General features: G+C 43.4%; 22 protein-coding genes. 16 read left to right on the top strand and 6 right to left on the bottom strand.

All coding sequences use genetic code 11. From position 1 onward, the window contains the following. Positions 1-433: 433 nt before the first annotated feature. Entirely contained in the window at positions 434-1,786 is a 1,353-nt protein-coding gene (locus AB4298_RS09780) for an SLC5/6 family protein (protein ID WP_248998299.1), read from the top strand. Positions 1,787-1,914: 128 nt separating this feature from the next. Then, complete coding sequence (locus AB4298_RS09775) at positions 1,915-3,282, top strand: L-serine ammonia-lyase (RefSeq protein ID WP_248998300.1); 1,368 nt, start codon at positions 1,915-1,917, stop codon at positions 3,280-3,282. Positions 3,283-3,367: 85 nt separating this feature from the next. Here AB4298_RS09775 and AB4298_RS09770 read toward each other — a convergent pair whose 3' ends face one another. Next, on the bottom strand, positions 3,368-3,811 hold the full coding sequence (locus AB4298_RS09770; protein ID WP_371986517.1) for a GNAT family N-acetyltransferase: 444 nt from the start codon (positions 3,809-3,811) through the stop codon (positions 3,368-3,370). A gap of 156 nt (positions 3,812-3,967) precedes the next feature. Here AB4298_RS09770 and AB4298_RS09765 point away from each other — a divergent pair, with 156 nt between their 5' ends. Together AB4298_RS09765 and AB4298_RS09760 are read left to right on the top strand one after the other, a co-directional pair. Further along, the gene (locus AB4298_RS09765; RefSeq protein ID WP_248998302.1) at positions 3,968-4,255 is read left to right on the top strand and encodes a hypothetical protein; all 288 of its coding nucleotides are present in this window, start codon (positions 3,968-3,970) and stop codon (positions 4,253-4,255) included. A gap of 169 nt (positions 4,256-4,424) precedes the next feature. Continuing rightward, the gene (locus AB4298_RS09760) at positions 4,425-5,723 is read left to right on the top strand and encodes a dicarboxylate/amino acid:cation symporter (RefSeq protein ID WP_248998303.1); all 1,299 of its coding nucleotides are present in this window, start codon (positions 4,425-4,427) and stop codon (positions 5,721-5,723) included. A 76-nt stretch (positions 5,724-5,799) separates the two neighbouring features. Here the strand turns inward: AB4298_RS09760 and AB4298_RS09755 are convergent, their stop codons facing one another. Beyond that, on the bottom strand, positions 5,800-6,210 hold the full coding sequence (locus AB4298_RS09755) for an META domain-containing protein (RefSeq protein WP_248998304.1): 411 nt from the start codon (positions 6,208-6,210) through the stop codon (positions 5,800-5,802). A 98-nt stretch (positions 6,211-6,308) separates the two neighbouring features. Between AB4298_RS09755 and AB4298_RS09750 the strand changes: the two genes are divergently transcribed. Beyond that, positions 6,309-6,524 carry a hypothetical protein gene (locus tag AB4298_RS09750; protein ID WP_248998305.1) on the top strand — a complete coding sequence of 72 codons (216 nt, stop codon included), beginning with the start codon at positions 6,309-6,311 and terminating at the stop codon, positions 6,522-6,524. Between the two features lie 79 nt (positions 6,525-6,603). Here the strand turns inward: AB4298_RS09750 and AB4298_RS09745 are convergent, their stop codons facing one another. Beyond that, positions 6,604-7,548: a GGDEF domain-containing protein gene (locus AB4298_RS09745; RefSeq protein WP_371986514.1), complete on the bottom strand. Its 945-nt coding sequence runs from the start codon at positions 7,546-7,548 to the stop codon at positions 6,604-6,606. A 309-nt stretch (positions 7,549-7,857) separates the two neighbouring features. Between AB4298_RS09745 and AB4298_RS09740 the strand changes: the two genes are divergently transcribed. The 3 genes from AB4298_RS09740 to AB4298_RS09730 all read left to right on the top strand — a co-directional run bounded on the left by AB4298_RS09740 (position 7,858) and on the right by AB4298_RS09730 (position 9,869). Further along, positions 7,858-8,415 (top strand): GNAT family N-acetyltransferase, encoded by a 558-nt coding sequence (locus AB4298_RS09740; protein ID WP_371986512.1) that lies wholly within the window; start codon positions 7,858-7,860, stop codon positions 8,413-8,415. Positions 8,416-8,423: 8 nt separating this feature from the next. After that, a complete protein-coding gene (locus AB4298_RS09735) occupies positions 8,424-8,774 on the top strand; it encodes a hypothetical protein (protein WP_371986510.1) in 351 nt (116 codons plus the stop codon). 399 nt (positions 8,775-9,173) lie between these two features. Then, on the top strand, positions 9,174-9,869 hold the full coding sequence (locus AB4298_RS09730; RefSeq protein ID WP_371986508.1) for a VC0807 family protein: 696 nt from the start codon (positions 9,174-9,176) through the stop codon (positions 9,867-9,869). A 371-nt stretch (positions 9,870-10,240) separates the two neighbouring features. Here AB4298_RS09730 and AB4298_RS09725 read toward each other — a convergent pair whose 3' ends face one another. The 3 genes from AB4298_RS09725 to metK form a co-directional block, all read right to left on the bottom strand. Then, on the bottom strand, positions 10,241-10,600 hold the full coding sequence (locus tag AB4298_RS09725; protein ID WP_371986506.1) for a hypothetical protein: 360 nt from the start codon (positions 10,598-10,600) through the stop codon (positions 10,241-10,243). Positions 10,601-11,343: 743 nt separating this feature from the next. Beyond that, the gene (locus tag AB4298_RS09720; RefSeq protein WP_371986504.1) at positions 11,344-11,835 is read right to left on the bottom strand and encodes a GNAT family N-acetyltransferase; all 492 of its coding nucleotides are present in this window, start codon (positions 11,833-11,835) and stop codon (positions 11,344-11,346) included. A gap of 545 nt (positions 11,836-12,380) precedes the next feature. Beyond that, on the bottom strand, positions 12,381-13,535 hold the full coding sequence (gene metK / locus AB4298_RS09715) for a methionine adenosyltransferase (RefSeq protein WP_371986502.1): 1,155 nt from the start codon (positions 13,533-13,535) through the stop codon (positions 12,381-12,383). A 506-nt stretch (positions 13,536-14,041) separates the two neighbouring features. Between metK and tkt the strand changes: the two genes are divergently transcribed. From tkt to AB4298_RS09675, 8 genes are all read left to right on the top strand, one after another. Beyond that, positions 14,042-16,033, top strand: a complete 1,992-nt coding sequence (gene tkt, locus AB4298_RS09710; RefSeq protein WP_248997780.1) for a transketolase — start codon at positions 14,042-14,044, stop codon at positions 16,031-16,033. A 215-nt stretch (positions 16,034-16,248) separates the two neighbouring features. Then, positions 16,249-17,271, top strand: a complete 1,023-nt coding sequence (gene epd, locus AB4298_RS09705; protein WP_248997779.1) for an erythrose-4-phosphate dehydrogenase — start codon at positions 16,249-16,251, stop codon at positions 17,269-17,271. A gap of 101 nt (positions 17,272-17,372) precedes the next feature. Beyond that, positions 17,373-18,548 carry a phosphoglycerate kinase gene (locus AB4298_RS09700; RefSeq protein ID WP_371986499.1) on the top strand — a complete coding sequence of 392 codons (1,176 nt, stop codon included), beginning with the start codon at positions 17,373-17,375 and terminating at the stop codon, positions 18,546-18,548. Positions 18,549-18,829: 281 nt separating this feature from the next. After that, positions 18,830-19,894, top strand: coding sequence for a class II fructose-bisphosphate aldolase (gene fba / locus AB4298_RS09695; protein WP_248997777.1), 1,065 nt, complete (start codon positions 18,830-18,832; stop codon positions 19,892-19,894). A gap of 180 nt (positions 19,895-20,074) precedes the next feature. After that, entirely contained in the window at positions 20,075-20,815 is a 741-nt protein-coding gene (locus tag AB4298_RS09690; RefSeq protein WP_248997776.1) for a DUF481 domain-containing protein, read from the top strand. A gap of 328 nt (positions 20,816-21,143) precedes the next feature. Beyond that, positions 21,144-21,881 (top strand): winged helix-turn-helix domain-containing protein, encoded by a 738-nt coding sequence (locus AB4298_RS09685; protein WP_371986497.1) that lies wholly within the window; start codon positions 21,144-21,146, stop codon positions 21,879-21,881. Then, entirely contained in the window at positions 21,874-22,401 is a 528-nt protein-coding gene (locus AB4298_RS09680; RefSeq protein ID WP_248997774.1) for a hypothetical protein, read from the top strand. The genes AB4298_RS09685 and AB4298_RS09680 overlap by 8 nt, the downstream gene beginning before the upstream one ends. Positions 22,402-22,656: 255 nt before the next feature. Further along, on the top strand, positions 22,657-24,090 hold the full coding sequence (locus AB4298_RS09675; protein WP_371986495.1) for a hypothetical protein: 1,434 nt from the start codon (positions 22,657-22,659) through the stop codon (positions 24,088-24,090). Positions 24,091-24,135 lie beyond the last annotated feature (45 nt).

Here is a 24,135-nt window from a genome sequence, read left to right as displayed (position 1 = left end):
CGAATGCTCAATATAAAATTACATTATTTTCTCATTAGATTAGCTAATGCCAAGCGTAAATTGCAGCTTAAAAGATGTGATCTGTTTCAAAAATCGTGTTCAGCTTGTTGGGGGAGGTGGTTAAAAATGGTTTTTTGTGAGCTATGTCCGAACTCAAATTTTCCTAAAGAGAGATTTTATATCAGCATTCCATGATTTAAGTGAAGTTAATGTTAACTCAAGGTTCAATACGGTTGTTTTTGTGGTGTTAAAATGAAAATTTATTACACCATTAAAGAGATCTGGCTCACAAAATGGTTACGTTGTGAAAATCAATTACAGAATATGAACACAGATCAATTTTTAGAGTCTGCATTAGGATACCCTTAACCGCGAAATTACTCCTGAGATCAAAATTTACTGGTGTCTCTCAGCACCTTTCAAGGTAACAAGAATGCAAAAAGACGCGATCATTACAAAAGATACGGCAACGACTAAGTCAATGCCTTGGACACGTCAAGATACGACTTGGATGTTAAGTTTGTTTGGTACAGCGGTTGGTGCCGGAATTCTATTCCTACCAATCAACGCAGGTATGGGCGGTTTTTGGCCGCTAATGATGATGGTTGCTATCATCGGTCCAATGACTTACCTAGCTCACCGTGGCTTGTCACGTTTTGTTTGCTCATCAAGCAAGCCTGGCAGCGACATTACCCACGTAGTGGAAGAACACTTTGGTGTTGGCGCAGGTAAGGCAATCACTTTGCTTTATTTCTTTGCTATCTACCCAATCGTTTTGATCTACGGTGTAGGTATTACTAACACAGTTGAAAGCTTTATCGTTAACCAGCTAAACATCTTTGTGGAAATTCCACGCTTAGCGGCTGATGGTGCGCCTATGCTGACTGAAGCTGGCGTGCAGATCATGGATAAAGTGTCTGGTGTACCACGCTGGTTGCTATCTGGTGGTCTTATCATTGCTATGATGTCTGTGATGGTAGCGGGCGAGAAAATGATGCTTAAAGTGACTCAGTTATTGGTATACCCATTAGTTGCTATCCTAGCATTCATGTCTTTCTACTTGATCCCAGATTGGAAGATGGACGCACTAGAAGTTGTACCATCAGCAGGTGAATTCCTAGGTACAGTTTGGTTAACCATTCCAGTATTGATTTTTGCATTCAACCACTCGCCAGCGATTTCGCAGTTCTCTGTATCGCTAAAGCGTGAGCACGGCGCTAATGCAGCACGTAAAGCAGACGTTATCTTACGTAACACCACATTAATGTTGGTTGGTTTCGTGATGATGTTCGTAATCTCATGTGTACTAGCACTATCGCCAGCACAGCTTGCTGAAGCAAAAGAGTTAAACTTGCCAATTCTTTCTTACTTGGCGAACGTACATGAGAGTGGATTTGTAAGCTACTTCGGTCCATTCATTGCTTTCGTTGCTATTATCTCTTCTTTCTTCGGTCACTATATGGGTGCAACTGAAGGTATGAAAGGTCTAATCACTAAGCAATTACGCTCAAGTGGCAAAGAAGTTTCAGACTCTAAGTTAAACAAATTTATCTTAGGTTTCATGTTCTTCACTATCTGGGGCGTGGCAGTTATTAACCCAAGCATCCTAGGTATGATTGAAGCATTAGGCGGCCCAATCATTGCGGCTATCCTTTACCTAATGCCAATGTATGCGATTCATAAGGTGCCAGCTTTAGCTGCATACCGTGGTCGTTTCAGCAACATCTTCGTTGTGATTGCAGGTCTACTTGCAATGACTGCGATTCTATTTGGATTAGTATCTTAAATAGATAATAGCTGGGCGCCTAAAGGTTGCATGCGAGCACCTTAAAGCGTCCAGTTTTTTAGTTCCATTATGTTTGATAAAGCCTGGATTCTTTCCAGGCTTTTCCTCTTTTTCCGAGGTGATTTTTTATGTTTAGCGCATTTGATATTTTTAAGATAGGTGTGGGTCCATCGAGCTCTCATACTGTCGGGCCGATGAAGGCCGCCAAAGAGTTTATCGATGATGTTCGTCAAACGGGTCAATTTGCACAAGTGACACGTTTGAGTGTAGAAATTTTTGGTTCTTTATCGTTAACCGGTAAAGGTCACCACACTGATATCGCAATCATTGTTGGCTTAGGTGGTAACTCACCACATGACGTTGATATCGATTCAATCCCAGGTTTTATTGCTGACGTTGAGCAAACTCTGAAACTGCCAATGGGTAGCGAAAAGCAGCTAGTAGACTTCGGTCACGACGCGGTGATTTTCCACAGCCATGCATTACCATTACATGAAAATGGCATGATGTTGCACGCATTCAATGGTGATGAGCTTGTACTAAGCAAGACTTACTATTCAGTTGGCGGTGGCTTTATTGTTGAAGAATCACAATTTGGCAAAGCAGTTGAAAACCCAGTTGAAGTGCCATATCCGTTTAACTATGCAGACGAGCTTTTGGCAACCTGTAAAGAAACTGGCTTAAGCATCAGCAGTGTCATGTTTAAGAATGAATTGTGTTTCAACAGTGAAGAAGCGATTTACGATGGCTTTGGTGCAGTATGGTCTACCATGCATCAAGCAATTGAAAAAGGCTGTCAAACTGAAGGCGTACTAGCGGGTCCACTTAAAGTGGCTCGTCGTGCACCTGCACTTTACCGTCAGTTGTTAACCGGTGAGCGTCTATCTAGTGACCCTATGGAAATCGTTGATTGGATCAACGTATTTGCGATGGCTGTAAGTGAAGAAAACGCTGCTGGTGGCCGTGTGGTTACCTCGCCAACTAACGGCGCTGCGGGTATCATTCCTGCGGTATTGGCTTACTATGACAAGTTCATTAAGCCTGTTGGCAAGCAAGAGTACACGCGTTTCTTCTTAGCTGCTGCTGCAGTGGGCTCGCTATACAAGCGTAACGCTTCTATTTCTGGCGCTGAAGTTGGTTGTCAGGGGGAAGTGGGTGTAGCTTGTTCAATGGCTGCTGCAGGTCTGGCCGAAATCATGGGCGCAAACCCTGAGCAAGTCTGTATGGCGGCTGAAATTGGCATGGAGCATAACTTAGGCCTAACTTGTGACCCAGTTGCTGGCCAAGTACAGGTTCCATGTATTGAGCGTAACGCGATTGCCGCTGTGAAAGCGATTAACTCATCACGTATGGCGATGCGTCGTAACTGCGCACCAAAGGTGAGCTTAGACAAAGTGATCGCGACTATGTACGAAACGGGTAAAGATATGCACGTTAAGTACCGTGAAACTAGCCAAGGCGGTTTGGCGATTAAAGTAACCAGCATCTGCGGTTAACTTTTTATTGTTAGACACTGTCTAACAAGCAGTAAAAAGGCCATCAGTTGATGGCCTTTTTCATGTCTAGGTTTTGAGGGGGCGCTTATTTTTGCTCGTACATCAAATAGTAGCTTTGCTCCATACCTAGCGCACTATAAGTTTGCTGTGCCTTGGTGTTTTCTTTTTCAACATAGAGTCTAAAGCTGGCAGCGCCACCGTTCTCTGCTGCAATGTCCTTTACCGCTTGATACAGCTTGCCATAAATACCTTGGCGACGATTCTGTGGACGGATATACACACTTTGGATCCAGTAGTAATCCTTAGCACGCCAGTCGCTCCATTCGAAGGTCACCATCAATGAACCCGCAATTTCACCGTTAATTTCAGCGACTAAATAAAAGCCTTTTTCTGGAGAGGTTAATAGGGTGTTAACGCCTTTTTCTAGCACTTTTCCGTCTAAGCTTAGGCCTTCGGTTTCTTCAGCCATGGCTTGGTTAAAGTTTACGAGGGCATGTAGATCTGCTTGTTGGCCTTTACGAATTATCATTAATCAGTTTCCTTTTTTTGGGCTAACTTTAGCACGAAGCAAAGCCAAGCTTAATGGCTGGGTTAGCATAGAGCTAAAAATTATTATCAATTTGCATTCGACTAAAGTCTAACTCTGCTAGACTTTTTCTATGGCCGGCGTGCAAAAGGAGTCACCATGAAAAAGACATCATCAAGTTGTATTACTAGGGCCAAAATTGAGTCTAGCTCTGGGGGGAATACTCAAGAGATTAAGCACGCGTGGCATTTTGTACTAACCTTATTGACCCTCGGCCTTTGGGGGATTGTTTGGTGGTGGTTAATATTGCGCGCAGAAGGAAAAGCAATTTTCTCCGGCTTTGATGACGCCTATTGGAGTTATCTGATGGAAACAGAACAGCCGCCTGCTGCATTATATAAAATGCATTTCTCTAAAAATAACAAAAAATCAAAATTCGACGCCTAAAATTATCGATTCCTCAGTGACCATAGTGTTATTGTTGCATTTTATCTATGGCCCATTGGAGCGTGATATAGATCATCTCTAGCTATTGCAGCATATGCTAAACTGCCGCGTTATTTTTTAGGCTGCACTTCGCCGCCTGTCCTCCCTACCACTGTTTCAAGGTCTAAATATGTCGAATCAACAACCTTCACTTTTGAAAAAAGTGTGGTCAAGCTGGATGTCTGTGCCTTTATGGTTACAGATCATGATAGGTATGCTGCTAGGTATTTTAACCGGTATAGGTTTAGGCGAGCAGGCCACCTACTTAAAGCCAATTGGCACCTTATTCGTTAATACGATCAAGATGCTAATTGTTCCACTCGTGTTTTGTTCATTGATTGTTGGCGTAACATCAATGCAAGACACCGCTAAAATGGGGCGTATTGGTTTTAAGTCGTTTGCCTTTTACCTCGGTACAACATCTATTGCTATTACCTTAGGTCTAGCGGTTGGCCATATCATGCAGCCCGGTGTTGGCTTAGACATGGTTCCGCACGAATCTGCAGAGGTGATTAAGCAAGCGCCGTCGATTATGCAAACCTTGATTGATATCGTACCAACTAACCCTGTTGCGGCACTGGCGAGTGGTCAAATCTTGCAAGTGATTGTGTTTGCTGTGGCATTAGGTATTGCATTAGTACTTATTGGCGACCATGGTAAACCTGCAATTAAAGTATTTGAAAGCTTAGCAGAGGCTATGTATAAGCTGACTGACTTAGTCATGAAGCTAGCACCATACGGCGTATTTGGCTTGATGGCGTGGGTTGCCGGTGAGTACGGCGTTGATATGTTGATGCCGCTTATAAAGGTCATTGTAGCCGTTTATATTGGCTGTTTCTTGCATGTTGTCGGCTTCTACAGCTTTGTATTGGTGGTATTTGCCAAGCTAAATCCATTGCAGTTCTTTAAAGGAATTAGCAATGCGATTGCAGTCGCTTACACCACATCAAGCTCTGCTGGTACACTGCCTGCAAGTATGAAATGTGCCAGCGAATACTTGGGTGTAAATAAGAAGATTTCAAGCTTTGTACTGCCACTGGGTACGACCATCAATATGGACGGAACCGCGCTTTATCAAGGTGTAACCGCACTGTTTGTGGCGCAAGCCTTTGGTATCGACTTAACTTGGGTCGATTACATCACCATTATTCTAACGGCAACATTGGCCTCAATTGGTACTGCTGGTGTGCCTGGTGCGGGTCTAGTGATGCTTACGCTTGTATTAACTACGGTGGGTTTACCGCTAGAAGGCGTTGCACTTATTGCCGGTATCGACCGTATTTTGGATATGGCACGTACTGTTGTTAACGTATCTGGCGACTTAGTTGCGACGACTGTAATTGCTAAGTCTGAAGGTGAGATTGACGTTGAGCATTACAATGCTAACGCAGAAGACAGTGCAGAGATGGCAGAGAAGCTTAAGTCCTAATCGCTATTGTTATTGACAATTTTTGCTCACAAAAAAACCGCCAATAGGCGGTTTTTTTATGTCTAGAAATAAATGCTTACTTTTTGCTTAACACCAAAACCGTTTTATCGTCAGCATCTTTAAGAACAAGCTTGCCTTTTGCCATTTCAGCTTGAGCCACTTCAGGCATCACTTTCATTACGCGCTGCTCTTGTGCCATTAATGCGTCAACACAGGCTTTCATGGTGTTACCTGCAGGTTGTAGTTGCAGTGACTGACCATTAAGCACGTAGCTACCAAAGAAATTATTACAGCTATTATTACCGGTTAATTTGCCATCAGCGGCAAAGATTAACTCTGCTGGGCTGTAATCGATAACTGGCTGACCAGCAGCTGATTCAATGTGCCATGTACCTTCGATGGCTAAATCTTCTACTTGAGTTGGAGTCGACTGACAAGCAGCTAAGCCCAATAGCAAACCTGCAACGATGAAGGATTGTTTTATCATGATGTGGATCCAAAGTGATTAATATCGGTATATTGTGAGTATATTATACTAATCGCTAAAAGCATTAGTAAAAAATAAGCACAAAAAGGTGGTCAATAGTGCAAAAACGGATCATAAACACCCTCAAGATATTGCATTGGATAGGACTCGCTATGTTGTTGTCTGCGGTGGGGATTTATTTCATGTCAGATCTACAGCAACAAGTTTCCGGTATGGTCATTATTGCGAGCTTAGCGGGGATCGGAATGGTGATGATGTCACCTTTTCCAGTGGCGTTATTTTTACAATGGGCGAGGGCGCAAAGCCCCGATTAATACCATCAATATCGAGTGATGATAAATGTGCTTCGATAGCTAGAAGCACATTGCTAAGCAGTGCATAAGGACCATGCTATTAGCGCTTTTTGGCAAGTAACTTAGAGCGGTTCTTCTCTAAATCAACAATCGCCATCTCTTGCATAGGTATGAGTGATTGCTGACTGTTAGGGGTAAAGAAGCACTTACCTGCCACTAAGTCTATTTCCGGCGCTTCTTTATCTAACCGCTTAGTCAGTCTTGCAATCAAACTATCTAGATTCGATTCATGGTCAACAAAAGCTAAAATAACAAATTGTTCATCGTTAAAACGGGCGCAGATATCAGCTTCACGCATGCTACTGGAAATAACGCTGGCAATGGTTCTCACAAAGTGAGACGTGCCTGAGTCTACCGAAGGTGGGAACGAAGCCGAGACTGCTTCTAATACAATGAGCCCTGCATGTGAGCCAAAGCGACGGCTTAAGCTCAGTTGTCTCGGTGCCATTAAATTAAAACCATAAGGATTGAGCATATAGGTAAACTCATCCTGTACCGTTAGCCTTTGTAGCTGCTCCATCATAAACATCTGCTTTAACTCACCCTGTAACAACGCCTTAATTGATTCGCAAATTGCTGCGTGGGTTGGAGTGATAGCACTTGGTTTAGGATCGCATATCAAGATACAGCCAAAAAGGTGGCCGTCGGGCCAAGAAAGCTGAATCGACAGTACAACGTCTGACTCACAGTTACTCAGCCCAAGTTTGGCGGCTGACAACTTAGCGACGCCATAACCTGAGTTGTCAGTGATCGTCTTAATCAATATTTGGTTTTGAATGAGATCGCCTGTAGTGAAGCGCAATTCACTTTGCTGGCTACAACAAATGATTTGTGCCTCATTTACATTAGATTGCAAAATCAAACAACTTTTAGACCCGTAAAGATCATTGAGTAGGTCGACTTGCTGTTGCCATCTAGGCAAGCTAATCGCGGGATGATCTTGTTCCCGTAACCAAACTTTTTGATTGTTTTTCTGGGCTAACATAATGGGCTCACTTGTTATTGTGATGGGCATTAAGAATGCTAAATATCTGAACAACTATACTGAACTTTGTTGGTTGTTTAAATGTTAAATATGTAGATTTTAATGATTGATGCAATTAAATCATCCTCATCGGATGAGTTTGATTTTATCGAGATTATTTATACATAATTTCAATGATTTGAAGCCTAACAACTCGATAGCTAATTCAGCTATAATCGACGCTGAAATAGTGTTTTACACTAATGATCTCGTAACTAACGCGCCGATAAACAAATAAAGACATAGATAGATAAGTAGACTAATAAGCAAATGAATATAAGACGTGCAAAAATCAGTGATATCGCCACCTTGGTAAGCTTGGAGCAAAACCACTTACAAGATGAGCTCAATGCAGAGCAACGTAATAGTAGTTTGCAAGGCCAGTCGTTTAACCAAGCTGACTTTAGCGCATTGGTTAATCAGCATTGGGTGGTCGTTGCAGAAATAGACGGCGCGATCATTGGTTATGTAATAGCTGGACGCTGGTCTTTCTTCAAGCAATGGCCTATTTACCGTAACTTGCTTAACCGTCTACCTAAACTTGATTACGAACGTGCCAAACTGAGCGAGAAAAACAGCTGTCAGTACGGGCCGATTTGGATTGATAGTGCCCATCGTGGCCAAGGTATATTTGAGGCATTGGTGACTTTCTTAAAGAAGCTAGTTGGCAATGAATTACCCTATATGCTGACCTTTATTGCAGAAGATAATGGCGGTTCGTTTGCCGCGCATACTCGTAAAGCTGGTATGCAAGTGGTCGATTATATTAGCTTTGACGAGCGAGACTACTACCTATTAGTCTTGCCAACCAATGACAGTTTTTTTTAAGGATTTTTATGTTATCAGAATCAGTAGCAGCCATTTTTTCTCCGTATTTAACATTAAATTTATCTGGATTTGATAACCTTAAGTTAGTCGTCGCAGTATTAACGGCTCAAGGCCAAGAGTGCCATGCGCTAGAAGCGGAAGTCACCTTTGAAGGGAAAACGCAAACTGCGTACTTAGTACGTTGGCATAAGCACTTTATCTACTGTGGCCGGACTAATTCTTACGGCAATACACTTGATGAAGTGGCAAGTTTGGAAGACATCAACCCAGAGTCGATTGAGGTGTTGCAACCACCTGTATTGTCTATGCAACAGGTTGAGTTTATGTGCATGGAAAATGCACATTTTGACCATTGCTGATAGAGAGTGTCAGCCTCTAATTCACAGCCTATAAAGTGGGCAACGGATTCCTCTGTTTACGCACTTTTTATAAATAATTTCCTATCCATTTCGCTAATCGCCATAGAAAGCAGCTGTTTTTTATGGTGATTGCAGTTTGCTCTGCGGAATGGTTATTCGGCATTGAATAATAGCCAATTTTCTTTTGACAGTTTCAGGCATCGTAGCGGCAAACATGCTGGTTCTCAGTTATGTTTGAACAAGAGTGACACTTGAGGTAGAAAAAGGTATTTTTACGCCCCTGTACGCGGCTTAGTATCAATGCTGGCATCATAGAGTGGCTAGTCTAAGATCACAGAAGCGGCGCTGGTTTATCTTTAAATTTTTTCGAAGCTTCATGCTTCGCCTGGAAAACAACATATGAGTAGTACATCGACGCATAAACCTCGGCCTATGGTTGACCTGTTAGTGAGTGTCGTCATCCCCGCTTTTATTTTAATGAAGTTAAGTGGTGATGATCAGCTAGGTGCGAGTGGTGGTTTAATGTTGGCGTTAAGCTTTCCACTGGGCTGGGGCATATTTGAGCTAATAAAGTATAAAAAGTTTAATTTTATCGCCTTGCTTGGTTTAGCCAATGTGCTGCTAACCGGCGGTATTGGTTTACTAGAGCTTGATCTTAAGTGGTTGGCAATCAAAGAAGCTGCGATTCCAGCGGTTATTGGTATTGCAGTGCTTATTTCGACCTTTACTTCTAAGCCACTAATCAAAGCTATGGTCTTTAATCCTGCGGTGATGGACGTAGATAAGATCATGCAGCGCTTACAACAGAACAATTGTATGGCGGCATTTGAGAAGCGACTCATGACTGCTACCTATATGGTTGCAGGCTCGTTTGCGTTCTCGGCCACCATGAATTACATATTGGCCAAATGGATTGTGACTAGTCCTACTGGCACGCCTGAGTTCAATGAGCAGTTGGGTGAGTTGAGTTTATACAGTTATCCAATGATTGCTGTGCCATCGATGTTGATGATGATGGGCACTTTTTATTATTTATGGCGTACGATTCGAGATTTAACCGGGCTTAAGCTGGAAGAGGTTTTGGCCAATCAGTAATGGTTGTGTCAGGTTGCATCTGACGGTTCGCTTTATAGCAATCAAGCTCCGCTTGATAAAAGTCGTGAGCTTCCAGCTCACACACGGGCAAAAGGGGGACAACAGCTTCCCCCTCTTGCATCACCCGAGCCGCCCCTACGAAGTTGGCACCCTCGTACTTATGGATAAATCACTAACGCTTCCGATGGGGCATCCTGCCCCGCGAAAGCTACGCCGACATCCATGTCGGCATCACGCGATTTATTCCAACGCACTTCGGCAACTCCGATGGGGACAGGTGTTTTCTGTGAGTACCGTTATCCGTTTATGCTTCATGAATAGTAGGAATTTATAGTGGAAACTCACGAAAAGTTATATTGAGCTAGCTACTATTAATTTGAGTTAGGGTAATTACTTTTTATAGTTTTTTGGAAGCCTTTTGCGCTAAATCTCCAGCCGTCTACAACAACCTTACTTTGCTCCCAGAACCGTCCAAGAAGCCATCTAGAGGTGTCCGTATCTGTAATGTAAGTTAACATCTTTCCATTAACGCACTCTGACATCGCAGGTACACTGACACCGTCAATCACTATTGGGCTTGGATCAGTTGCTCCATCATATTTACGGCATAACTCGTCTGCACGGCTTGAGTTTGTTACATATGTAAATCCTGAACCAGGCATTAAAAATAGTTGGGCATTACCACGCCCACCAGATTTTAAATCTTGTTCTGCAGAGATAGTCGTAAGCATTCCATCTTTAAATGGGTACCAATCTGATGTGCCAACAGCTGCTGAAGTGGAAAGTGGTATTGTTAGTGCTAGAAGGAGTTTTTTCATTAGGGAATTAGAAACAAATTTTGGGGCGCGGATACTAACAGCTCTTCCTTTTATAAATTGATGTACTGGTCACATAATTTAGAAAATCAAGAGGTATTAATTTAGTTAACTAAATTTAGTGCAGATATGGTTCAGCTTACAGTGATGTATTTATAGCGTGTGACGGGAGTGTCTGCATATACGCCGACCGGAGGTCATTGGAATCCGTTTTGATGAACGTTGCAATAGAGTATTACCGTGGAGGTATAGCAACAGGTTTATAGGTGAGATGTGGTTAATTCCATTACGCCAACCTTTCGTTGTTTATTTATATTTCAAAGACTGCGCAATATTGCTCTATGTATCTGAACTTACAGAAAACACTTAATTTCCATCGGAGTTGCCGAGGTCATTGAAGACAATCGCGTGAGCGAGGCATGGATGCCGAGATAGCCTTAGGTGAGCCATGGACGGCGAATATGAGGCGATAGCGATTTTCGAAAATGAGTGAGGATTAACAACTCCGTCGGGGGCGTCATGGTGGATGCAAGGAGGATAAGGACGAGCAGTCCTCCTTGCCCGGGTGTGGGATGGAATCCCACGACGTTGGTCAGGCGCAGCCTGATAGGTGGCATGGCCACTACTTTAGTTGTTAGACGCAGTCTAACTAAAAGGATTTATGGGGTTAATCCCATTAACACCAATTCCTTATCAGAATCCTGATATTTGAGAAACAACTGCTGAATATCATTCGGCGCTGATGACACAGCGCAAAAGCCATGTTGTGAATAAAACCCTACCAAATGCGCCAAGGCAAAAATATAAGTTTTGCCGTCACTAATCACGGGTGAAAGTTCATCCATCAACTTATGGCCAACACCTTGGCCGCGAAAATCGGGATGCACCAACATGCCAGTTAAAATGGCTAACTGACCAATAGGTCTAATACGCGCACTAGCTATTATCTTGGAGCAAATAGTTTTAGAGGAAGTGATTTCGGCAACACTATCTATTTCGTCACAACTATCAAGGTTAGGAGCAGTTTGCGTTAACACGCAGACAGACTCCTTCTGCAACAAGCGTGCATAGGGCATGTGCTGGCGATAGAACTTCTTCACCTCGATGCGTTCATCAGGCGCTAACCAAGTTAATTGCAGCTTTTTATTCATTGCAGTTGTCATAAACAAAATGGTTTTGGTTTAGTCTTCAAAGCAAAATTGTCGCACCAAAGTGGAGTTACAGCTAGTTGTAGATGACTGGAATAATCGAATTATTCTTAATCAGTACTAAGGAGCGAAATGGTTGCGTCTGAAACCTAGTGTAGATGCGGATTAGGCCATCGAAAACAGGGTGAAAGATAACGAAGTTATCAGGCTCTTGAACGAGAGGTATGGATACCGAACTGGCTTTTCAACAAGGATGTTTTTTGTTTTCGTTGAGCTCACAGGGCCAATTCTGTTCCATACAGAATTTGGCATTCCCTCCGTCCATGGAGGTCAGACGTGCTTGTAGCGAGCCTAAGCAGTATCTGCACATACGCTTGCCGCAGGCAATTGGAACCACAATAGATAAAGTTACTTACTTGGTTCCATATATCTAACCAAGCTAGAAATCATCCATGGTAAAACGGCATAAGTGTTCCAGACATAAAAAAACCGCCAAGTGGCGGTTTTTCATGGCGTTGAACCAGCAACGCCGAATTAATCGATAACGATTATAGACCTGCGTCAGCGCGTAGAGCTTCAACTTTGTCTGTTGCTTCCCATGGGAACTCGTTACGACCAAAGTGACCGTATGCAGCAGTCGCTTGGTAGATTGGACGAGCTAGGTTCAACATTTCTGTTAGACCATATGGGCGTAGGTCGAAGTGACGACGTACTAGATCGATTAGTAACTCTTCAGCAACTTTAGCAGTACCGAACGTTTCGATGCTGATTGATGTTGGCTCTGCAACACCAATTGCGTAAGACACTTGGATCTCACAACGGTCAGCTAGGCCAGCTGCAACGATGTTTTTAGCAACGTAACGTGCTGCGTATGCTGCACTACGGTCAACTTTTGATGGATCTTTACCAGAGAAAGCACCACCACCGTGACGAGCCATACCACCGTATGTATCAACGATGATCTTACGACCAGTTAGACCACAATCACCTACTGGACCACCGATAACAAAACGGCCAGTTGGGTTGATGAAGTATTTAGTGTCTTTAGATAACCACTTAGCCGGTAATACTGGCTTGATGATGGTTTCCATTACACCTTCAATTAGGTCTGCTTGTGTTACATCTTCGCTGTGCTGCGTAGATAGAACAACTGCATCGATACCAGCAACGCTACCGTCACTGTTATAAGCAAAAGTCACCTGACTTTTCGCATCTGGACGTAACCAAGGCAAAGTCTTGTCTTTACGTACTTCTGACTGACGCTTTACTAGCTTGTGCGAGTAAGTGATAGGGGCAGGCATGAATACGTCAGTTTCGTTGTTGGCATAACCAAACATCAGGCCTTGGTCACCAGCGCCTTGCTCTTTAGGGTCAGCACGGTCAACACCTTGGTTGATGTCTGGAGACTGCTTACCAATCACGTTTAGGATGGCGCAAGAGTCAGCATCAAAACCCATATCTGAGTGAGTGTAGCCGATGTCACGTACAGTCTTACGGGTGATCTCTTCGATATCAACCCAAGCAGAAGTAGTAACTTCGCCGCCAACCATAACCATGCCAGTTTTGACATAAGTTTCGCATGCTACACGAGCTTTTGGATCTTGCTCCAAAATTGCGTCTAATACCGCATCAGAAATCTGATCGGCGATTTTATCTGGATGACCTTCTGAGACCGACTCAGAGGTGAACAAGTGCTTTGCCATGATGGAAAATCTCGTCTTTAAACAATTTGAATGTGTAGAAGTATCTACATCTAGACGGCTATTCTAGTGTAAATTGGAGTCGATAACACCCCTTTCGCTAAATTTTGTGCGGTCACTCGCGCTATTTATTTTATAGGTGCATCATGAATAGTATTTATGATTCAGCTTATCACTCTGTTACCTAAAGAAATTTTTAGCCTTCGCTTATCAGTGTTCTGATAAAAAAAAGATAAAAATTTACCTTAAAACCTAAAATAGTCACATCAAAGTGGTTGTACATAGTGGTTTAGCACTACTATTTAATCGTCATATATTGCGTAAGCTTTATTCAAGTTGGATTAATGTGGCAATATTTTTCATTCTAAGTGAATTAAATTTGCGTCCTACTGCCTAGTAGGCGAAAATATGGCTCCCAAATTTGCTGTGGTGAAGGGAAAAGCAAATACAAAGTTGCGGCCTTTCACTCTATCTAAGCCTCAATACCTCAAAACCAAGCAGGAGAGAGCATGTCATCTCGTAAAGAACTCGCAAACGCAATCCGCGCATTGACCATGGATGCTGTTCAAAAAGCCAATTCAGGTCACCCAGGTGCACCAATGGGGATGGCTGATATTGCTGAAGTGCTATGGAATGATTTCCTAAAGCACAACCCAAACAACCCTGAGTGGGTTGATCGTGACCGCTTTATTCTTTCTAACGGTCATGGCTCTATGCTTATATACTCTTTGCTGCACCTTACAGGTTATGCACTGCCTATCGAAGAGTTGAAAAACTTCCGTCAGCTTCACTCTAAAACACCTGGTCACCCAGAATACGGTTACACACCAGGTGTTGAAACGACGACAGGCCCATTAGGCGCTGGTATCAGTAACGCTGTGGGTATGGCAATTGCTGAAAAGACATTGGCTGCACAGTTTAACCAGCCAGGTCACGACATCGTTGATCACTTCACATACTGCTTCCTAGGCGATGGCTGTTTGATGGAAGGTATCTCTCACGAAGCATGTTCATTAGCGGGCACGTTAGGTCTAGGCAAGCTAATCGCATTCTGGGATGACAACGGTATCTCTATCGACGGTCACGTAGAAGGTTGGTTCACTGACGATACGCCTAAGCGTTTCGAGTCTTACGGCTGGCACGTCATTGCTAACGTAGACGGTCACGACAGCGACGCTATCCGCGCGGCTATCGAAGAAGCTAAGTCAGTCACTAACAAGCCAACAATGATTTGCTGCAAAACCACGATTGGTTTTGGTTCACCAAACAAGTCTGGCAGCCACGATTGTCACGGCGCACCACTAGGTGATGCTGAAATCGCTGCAGCACGTGAATTCCTTGGTTGGAACCACGGCGCATTCGAAATCCCAGAAAACGTATACGCGGGTTGGGATGCTAAAGAGTCTGGCGCTGCTAACGAAGCAAGCTGGAACGACAAGTTCGCTGCTTATGAAGCTGCATTCCCAGAATTAGCTGCTGAATACAAGCGCCGTGTTATTACGGGTGACTTACCAGCAGATTTCGAAGAAAAAGCCCAAGCTTTCGTACAAGAGTGCCAAGATAAAGCAGAAGGTATTGCGAGCCGTAAGGCTTCACAAAATGCGATTGGTGCATTTGGTGCAATCTTACCTGAAATGCTAGGTGGATCTGCTGACCTTGCCGGTTCTAACCTAACGCTTTGGTCTGGCTCTAAAGGTATTCAAGACGATCCAGCTGGTAACTACATCTACTACGGTGTACGTGAATTCGGCATGAGCGGTATCATGAACGGCGCTTCTCTACACGGCGGTTTCATCAACTACGGCGCAACTTTCATGATGTTCATGGAATACGCACGTAACGCAGTACGTATGTCTGCATTGATGGGGATCCAGAACATCTTCGTTTACACCCATGACTCTATCGGTCAAGGTGAAGATGGTCCAACTCACCAGCCAGTTGAGCAACTTGCTAACCTACGTATGACACCAAACATGAACGTATGGCGTCCATGTGATGCGGCTGAAACAGCAGTATCTTGGAAGAATGCTATTGAGCGCCGTACTGCGCCAACATCGCTAATCTTCAGCCGTCAAAACCTACCTGCACAAGCTCGTACTGCAGAGCAGTTAGCCAACGTTGCTAAAGGTGGTTATGTACTAAGTGATTGTGCTGGCACGCCAGACCTAATCCTTATTGCTACGGGTTCTGAAGTACAGCTAGCACTTGATTCTGCTGCAGCACTAACTGAGCAAGGTCAAAAGGTACGTGTTGTTTCTATGCCATCAACTAACGAGTTCGACAAGCAAGATGCGGCTTATAAAGAGTCTGTATTGCCAAGCTCTGTGACTAAGCGTGTTGCTATTGAAGCGGCTCACGTAGACTTCTGGCACAAGTATGTTGGTTTTGGTGGCGCTGTTGTGGGTATGTCTACCTTCGGCGAATCTGCTCCAGGCGGCGACTTGATGAAGCACTTCGGCTTTACTGTTGAAAACGTTGTTGCAACCGCTAACGGTCTATAAGCAACTAACGTGTTAGAGCAAACGGTGCAATGGCTGACAAATCAAAAGGGAAACCTTAAGATTAATCGGTACATTGCATCAGCATATTGCTCTATGATGCAGAATAATGCTTTACGTGTTTTGCACGTTAAGCAATTATGATACAACGGCTTACCTATTGGGGTAGGCCGTTGTTGTATCAATAAATGGGCTGTTAAAGGGAATAGAAAGCTTTCATGATCAGAGTCGCTATCAATGGCTACGGCCGCATCGGTCGATCAATTCTTCGTGCAGTCTATGAGTCTGCCAAACGCGATCGTATTCAGATTGTGGCGATCAATGAGCTGGCTAAACCTGAAGCCATGCTACATTTGACTCAATACGATACTACCCATGGGCGTTTTCACACCCAAGCTAAGCTTGATAATCAACATATGATTATTGGCGACGACGCAATTAAACTCCTGCATGAACCCAATCCTGAAAACTTGCCTTGGAAAGAGCTCGATATCGATATTGTCTACGAGGCAACTGGGGTCATAAACGATAGAATCGATTGTGAAGCCCACATAAAAGCTGGCGCTAAGCAGGTACTCATAAGTCATCCGTCATCTCAAGATGTTGATGCCACCATTGTTTATGGTGTTAACCAAGATTTACTCAAAGCCGAACACACTATAGTGTCGAATGCCTCATGCACCACTAACTGTATCGTGCCGGTTATCGATGTGCTCGATAAGCACTTCGAAGTCAAAAGTGGTGCCATCACCACTATCCATTCTGCAATGAATGACCAGCAAGTTATCGATGCCTATCACGATGACTTACGCCGTACTCGCGCAGCGGGACAATCGATTATTCCTGTAGACACAAAACTTGCCCGCGGTATTGAGCGAATTTTGCCGCACATGAAAGACAAGTTTGAAGCCATCTCAGTACGAGTGCCGACCATCAACGTCACTGCAATCGATCTTTCCGTGACGCTAAATAAGCGCGTCGATATCGAGACGGTCAATAGCGTGCTTAAACAAGCGAGTGAAGGCTTGTTCTCTGGTGTTGTTGGTTTTACTAATGAGCCATTAGTGTCGTGTGACTTTAACCACGACCCTCGCTCAAGCATTGTTGATGGCACACAGACCCGAGTCAGTGACGGCCACTTAGTCAAGTTATTGCTGTGGTGTGATAACGAGTGGGGCTTTGCTAATCGCATGCTAGATACCAGTTTAGAGATGATCCGCGCAGTACGTGAGACCGAGTGATTTTAATGATTAAGATGCTGATGAAGTGAGTTGTCCTCCATCGATATCACACTGTTTTATTTTAACTTTAATTTTAACTTAGATAGTAAGGAAGCATGAAAATGGCGATTCTTAATATGCAAGATCTTGACCTTCAAGGTAAGCGTGTGCTTATTCGTGAAGATCTAAACGTACCTGTAAGCGAAGGTGTTGTAACCAGCGATGCTCGTTTACGTGCATCATTGCCAACCATCAAGCTAGCGCTTGAGAAAGGCGCTGCAGTTATGGTGATGTCTCACCTAGGTCGCCCTACTGAAGGTGAGTTTAATGCTGAGTTCTCTATGCAGCCAGTGGTTGATTACTTAACAAAAGCACTTGATTGCCCAGTGCGCCTAGCAACGGAATACCTAGACGGCGTTGAAGTTGCGGTTGGCGAAGTCGTTGTGTTTGAAAACGTGCGCTTTAACGTGGGCGAGAAGAAGAACGATGAAGCACTTGCTAAGAAGATGGCTGCACTGTGTGACGTATACGTGATGGATGCATTCGGTACTGCGCACCGCGCTCAAGCGTCAACTCACGGCGTGGGTCTACACGCGCCAATCGCATGTGCTGGCCCATTGTTAGCAGGCGAACTTGCTGCACTTGGTAAAGCACTCGATAACCCTGCGCGCCCAATGGTGGCGATTGTCGGTGGTTCTAAAGTATCAACTAAGCTAACGGTACTTGAAAGCCTTTCAACTAAAGTTGACCAACTTGTTGTTGGTGGCGGTATTGCTAACACTTTCGTTGCTGCAGCGGGTCACCAAGTGGGTAAGTCACTTTATGAAGCTGACCTTATTGAAGAAGCTAAGCGCTTAGTTGCTAACGCACAAAGCCGTGGTGGTGATATTCCTGTACCAACTGATGTGGTAGTAGCAAGCGAGTTTAGCCCTACAGCGGCTGCGACACTTAAAGATGTTAGCGCAGTATCTGACACTGATATGATTTTTGATATTGGTCCAGACAGTGCAGAAGCGCTAGCTGAAATCATCAAAAATGCCGGCACTGTTGTTTGGAACGGTCCTGTAGGTGTATTTGAGTTTGATCAATTCGGTGAAGGCACTAAGCGTATCGCGCAGGCGATTGCTGAATCAAATGCTTTCTCTATCGCTGGCGGCGGTGACACATTAGCAGCCGTCGATAAGTACAATATCGCTGATAAAGTGTCTTACATTTCAACTGGCGGCGGCGCTTTCTTGGAATTCCTAGAAGGCAAAGAGCTACCAGCGGTTGCTATGTTAGAAAGTCGCGGCGAGTAATCATTACGTTCTGTCGCAGACACACAAAATAATTACCAAACTGTTTGTTGGTGGGCTTTAAATCGACATTTGTCGGAGTTACACTAGCCGCCAACAAATCAGTGATAAAATGCAGTGTATTTAAGCGGGTTTTAAATCCGCTTTACAACTGCGATAAAAATAATAATTAACAGTAACCGTTTTAGTGTTAGCCCGTTTTTATTGGCAACGTTAAAACATAAAAATCAATCCAAACGATAGCGACCTTGGTGAGGCGACTCACCCTATTATTGGAGTAAAAAATGGCCTTAATTTCCCTACGTCAAATGTTAGATCACGCAGCAGAGCACGACTATGGTGTTCCTGCATTTAACGTGAATAACCTTGAGCAGATGCGTGCAATTATGCAAGCTGCTGAAGCGACTGACAGTCCTGTAATCGTTCAGGCATCAGCCGGTGCACGTAAGTATGCTCGTCCACAGTTTCTTAAGTACTTGATGGCTGCTGCACTTGAGCAATATCCAGATATCCCAGTATGTATTCACCAAGATCATGGTACGGATCCTGATATCTGTCAGCGTTCTATCCAGCTTGGTATGTCATCTGTAATGATGGACGGTTCTTTGATGGCTGATGGTAAAACACCAGCATCATACGAATACAATGTTGACGTGACTCGTCGTACTGTGGCTTTTGCTCACGCTTGTGGTGTGTCAGTTGAAGGTGAAATTGGTTGTCTAGGTAGCCTAGAAACGGGTGAAGCGGGCGAAGAAGATGGTATTGGTGCTGCTGGCATTCTTACTATGGATCAAATGCTAACTACGCCAGAAGAAGCGGCGCGCTTTGTTGCTGACACTCACGTTGATGCACTAGCAATCGCTATCGGTACTAGCCACGGCGCATACAAGTTTAGCCGTAAGCCTACCGGTGACGTACTGCGTATCGACCGAATCAAAGAGATCCACGCACGTATTCCTAACACACACCTTGTCATGCATGGTTCATCTTCAGTACCGCAAGAGTGGCTAGAGATCATCAACCAGTACGGTGGTGCTATTCCAGAAACTTACGGCGTACCATTGGAAGAGATTGTTGAAGGTATTAAGCACGGCGTGCGTAAAGTGAACATCGATACCGATCTACGTCTTGCATCAACAGGCGCAGTTCGTAAGTTCCTAGCTGAAAATCCAGCTGAATTTGACCCTCGTAAATTCTTAAAGGCGTCAATGGAAGCAATGGCTGACATCTGTACTACACGTTACGAAGCATTTGGTTGTGCGGGTATGGCGTCTAAGATCAAGCCTAAGTCTCTACAAGCTATGTATAAAGCTTACCAGTCAGGCGAACTTGATCCACAAATCAAGTAAGTCTTACTGCTTATGGTCTTTGTGGTCATGAATAAAAATACCTGCCCAGCGCAGGTATTTTTTTGTCTGAAGATAATAGAAAGTACATAAGTTACTTGTAACTGGTGTTTTCAATTATTGGTGCAAAATGTTAATATTGCGCCGATTTTTAGGGAACTTGGTGAATGGAGTAATAATAAGATGAAAAAAATGCTTACAGCTATGGCAGTGGTAATGGCAGCTCCTTTTGCTGCACATGCTGGTGCGGACTTTGTAGAAGGCGATAAGACCTTTGCTGGTGAAGCTGAACTTGGTGCAACATTAACTACGGGTAACACTGATACCTCATCAGTAAAAGCACGTTTAAAGATGATGCAAGAGCTAGGTAACTGGGAAAATGTGTATCTGTTCGAAGGCCTTTATAAAGAAGATACCGATGAAGTAACGGCTAAGCGTTACTATGGTGGCATTCAAGGTGACTACAAGTTCGATGAAAAGAACTATATGTATGTTACTGGTAACTATGAAGTCGACCCGTTCACTGGTTACGATTATAAAGCGGTTGCTTCTGCTGGTTATGGTCACAAGTTTATCGATAGCGGCGACATGTACTTGAGCGCCGAAGTGGGTCCTGGTTACATCTATAAAAAGCTAGATGATGAGCAGGCGGCTATTTTAGGTTACGACAACGAAGACAGTGTTGTGGCTCACGGCGCGTTGAACTTTACTTATGACATCAGCGACAGTTCGCGCTTTAGTCAGCTATTCGTTGCTGACTATGGTGATAGCTTAGAAGGTCGTTCTGAAACTGCAATCACCGCTAATATCGTTGGTGCATTAGCAATGAAATTTGCTGTGATTGTTCGTTATAACGATTCACCGCTAGATGATAAGAAAAGCACCGATACAGAAACTAACATGACCCTGTTATACGCTTTTTAACATTGTTAACAAATGGCGTTACGCTAACGCTTAAAAATTGACACTTAACTGCATTGTGTAATTTTTTGTCAGTATAAGGCATCCATTGGATGCCTTTTGTTTGCTTGTTGTGAAGCTTTTTGGGTTGCTTTGTTGGTTTTTTCTTGCGTCGATAATTATTTATTATCCTTCGTATCAGTTTGTTTCCGCGGTTTTTTTTATAATAGCAACATTTATGTGCGAGAACTCACGAAAGCTGCATCAGGCTTGGTTTTGGCTTATTAAATCACGGACTCCGTCTTTGAATAACAGTAAACTGTTTAGCAATTATTAAGTCAGAGTTATTAATGTGTATATAGGTCCATATCGATTTGATTTGGCGTTACGCGAGCTTATTCATACGGGCTCGGAGTTCGCTTCATCCTTCAAGTTATCCAACATTGAATTTTTGGTATTGCATGAACTCATGCTATCAAGAGGACGGGTTGTATCTACAGAATCGATGTGTGAATCGCTATTACCGACTGTTGTTAGTTTTCAAGAAATTTCTGTAGCGGTAACTAATATCAAGCGCTTTTTAGGCTCTGAGCACTCTGCTTGGATTGAGGTTATTGGCAAGCAAGGCTATTTATTGCATGTGAAAGCGAAAGAGCGACCAACGTTGACATGCGCTTTGTGCGCGATTTCGATTAAGAACTATGTTTTGTGTCTTATCTTGGGGATCATGCTGATCATTTTTTTAGCGACAAATCTAAAAACAACCTCTGATATTAGTCTGTCGGTACCTGATAAGTTACATATTAAGGGCAGTGACTCCATTGTCGTGGCTATCTATAGCGATGATGAAGATAAGCCCAAATACCATAGCCGAGTTAAGGAGCTGGCTCAGCAGTTATCTCTGTGTGACAAAGTGAGTTGGCAACGGATTTATGTCGCCCCATCGAGCGATGGCGATAAGCTGGAATTTGTGATGAATCACTTGGCTGATGACGGTATGGCATGCCGTAATTTGAAAGTTAAAAATGTCGCTAATGATTGGAGTTTTATCAATAAAGAATGGTTAGAAGAGGTTGGTTTCTGTGATTAAGCTGATAAAAGCTAAGCCCTTTACAGGATTTAAAGCAACCCCAATTCTAGCTACTCTAACCGTTATTTTTGGTTTATGTCTCGCACTCGATCATAGTGCATCTATGACGGAAAACAGTAACATAATCTGTAACTCTAATGTTTATCGAGTCGGCTATGGCTTTGAACAAAGTCAGCGTTTAGAGATCACAAGTACCGCAGATGGAGTACAAGCCTCAATTGGCTTTTATGATGGCGATACCCTGACTAACAAAATAACCGCGTCTGGCACGGTTGAGCAGATCCAAGCCCCTATTTTGACTTATGCTGTAGAGCTATCTAGAGGTCAACACTCAAAAGGGTTGTTGCAGCAAGAGCCGAGTCAAACCATGCAAGAAGCAATTATGCTGGCTAGATATATGGTCGAAGACAATCACAGTGAGCCATTTTTGATTAAAGTGCTTGAGATGAATAAAGCTGCGGGTGTGGCTACGATTCAAATTGAGCCTGGCAATAGTTTGTGGGTCTGTAAGTTTAAGTAGATTACTGCTTTTGCTCTTGCACTTCTCTGCGTTCATTAAGCTAAACCTGTAAACTCGATGACAGGTTTAGCGTTAATATTCAAAGCTCTCTAACTAAGCTCCAAGTTCTAGTTATCATTTGTTTTCTATATAAAGCACTTAAACATGCGGTAAACTCGACCTATAATAGGTTTGTAAGCTCTACTTAACCCAGTAAGTAGATCCGCTATCTCCTCTATCCATAACGTTATTTTCTAGTCGATTGAAAAGGTATCTGTGTCTAAAGTCAGGATAAAACAAGAAGAGTCACTGTCGATAAAATTTCTACACCAGATGGAATCTGGTGATAACCGTCGCTTGGATCTGTACTTCTTCCTTCCTAAAGAAATGGGTATCAATCCACAAAGCCTCAACGAGGAGGAGTATTTCCACTCTTCAGTTGTTGGTCGTCGTTCTTACTATTCCTCAGGATTACATTTGCCGCTAGTGCAAAGCCGTTTTGCTAGCCAGAAAAAGCGTACCGTCGAAGAGTTCAGACTTTACTTAAACCTGTTTGCTTACCAATTTGCGGTGGCAATTGAAACCGACAGTAAAGAGCTCGCACAGGTAGAAGACTTCGATAAATTCTATAGCTTACTTGATGAGTTGAGTGAGCAAGTTATTCACTTGCTTAAACGTTTTAGACGTAATGAACCAAGTGATGAAAAGTGGAAGTCCTATTTTGAAAACGCCGATAACTATCTATCTTGGTTTTGTGAGCAGCGTTTATTAAAATTGCTATCTCATGCGCCAAGAACCAGCGATTTCAATGAGATTAATGATCGAGTGCTGCATCTATGTCGCGCAGAAGCTCAGTATAGAAAAGAGCGTAATTACAACTCATCGCAAACGGTAAAAGACCCTAACCGTATTGCTAATAAAATGCTGCTATTGCGCCGTTTAATACAACAAGGTGTTGTATTAAAGGAGGACTTAAAGACCTTAGGAGTGGGCCTTAAGAAAATGACCACAGGTATCGCCACTGGTATGGTGATGTTAGTGGTATCAGCGCTGATTATTAAGGCACAAGGCTTCTTTAGCGGTTTAACGATTGCCTTGGTACTGACCTTGGCGGTGATTTACGGGTTTCGTGAAATATTTAAAGATGATATTCGTAATGCACTGTGGCGCTTGATCCAAAAAGGCCGGCCACGCTGGAGCCGTATGCTCAGTGATACCACCAGTAAAAGCATTATCGCCCGCCAGTTAGTTTGGCTCGAGTTTATGCGTAAAAAAGAGTTACCTAAGACGGTTTCGGAGATTTTGACAAAGCGTCATAGCCAAAACAAAGTCGATGCAGAGATTTTGCATTACGGCATACACACTCGGGTATCGCAAAAGGACTTTCTTTCTGGCTACACCACCATTCAAGAGCAAGTGAACTTTAGCTTTGTTCCTTTTGCGCGTAATTTAGAACGTGGTAAAGATAAAATATATAAAGAGCATGAAGGTAAAGTCAGTAATGAATCGGTAGAGCGTCGCTATCAAGTGAACCTTATTTTAGTGCTCAGAGAGGGCAAACAACCGCCGCAGTATGCACGCTATAAAATCACTATGAACCGCTCCGCTATTATTGAAATTACCGAAAGCGATTTACCCTCGGGCGTTGAGAATATGGAAGATGCGCCTTTTAAAGAAGAGCTGAAAGATAAAGTTAGCTTGAGTGAGTAGCCTGTATCTAATCTACGCCCAATAAAAAAGCCCTTCTTTGAAAGG

It is taken from the genome of Shewanella sp. 10N.261.52.F9 (assembly GCF_041471165.1).
In the GTDB taxonomy this organism is placed as follows: Bacteria; Pseudomonadota; Gammaproteobacteria; order Enterobacterales; family Shewanellaceae; genus Shewanella; species Shewanella marinintestina.
The sequence above is the reverse complement of the archived record's forward strand: the minus strand, read 5'-3'. Positions and strand labels throughout refer to the sequence as shown.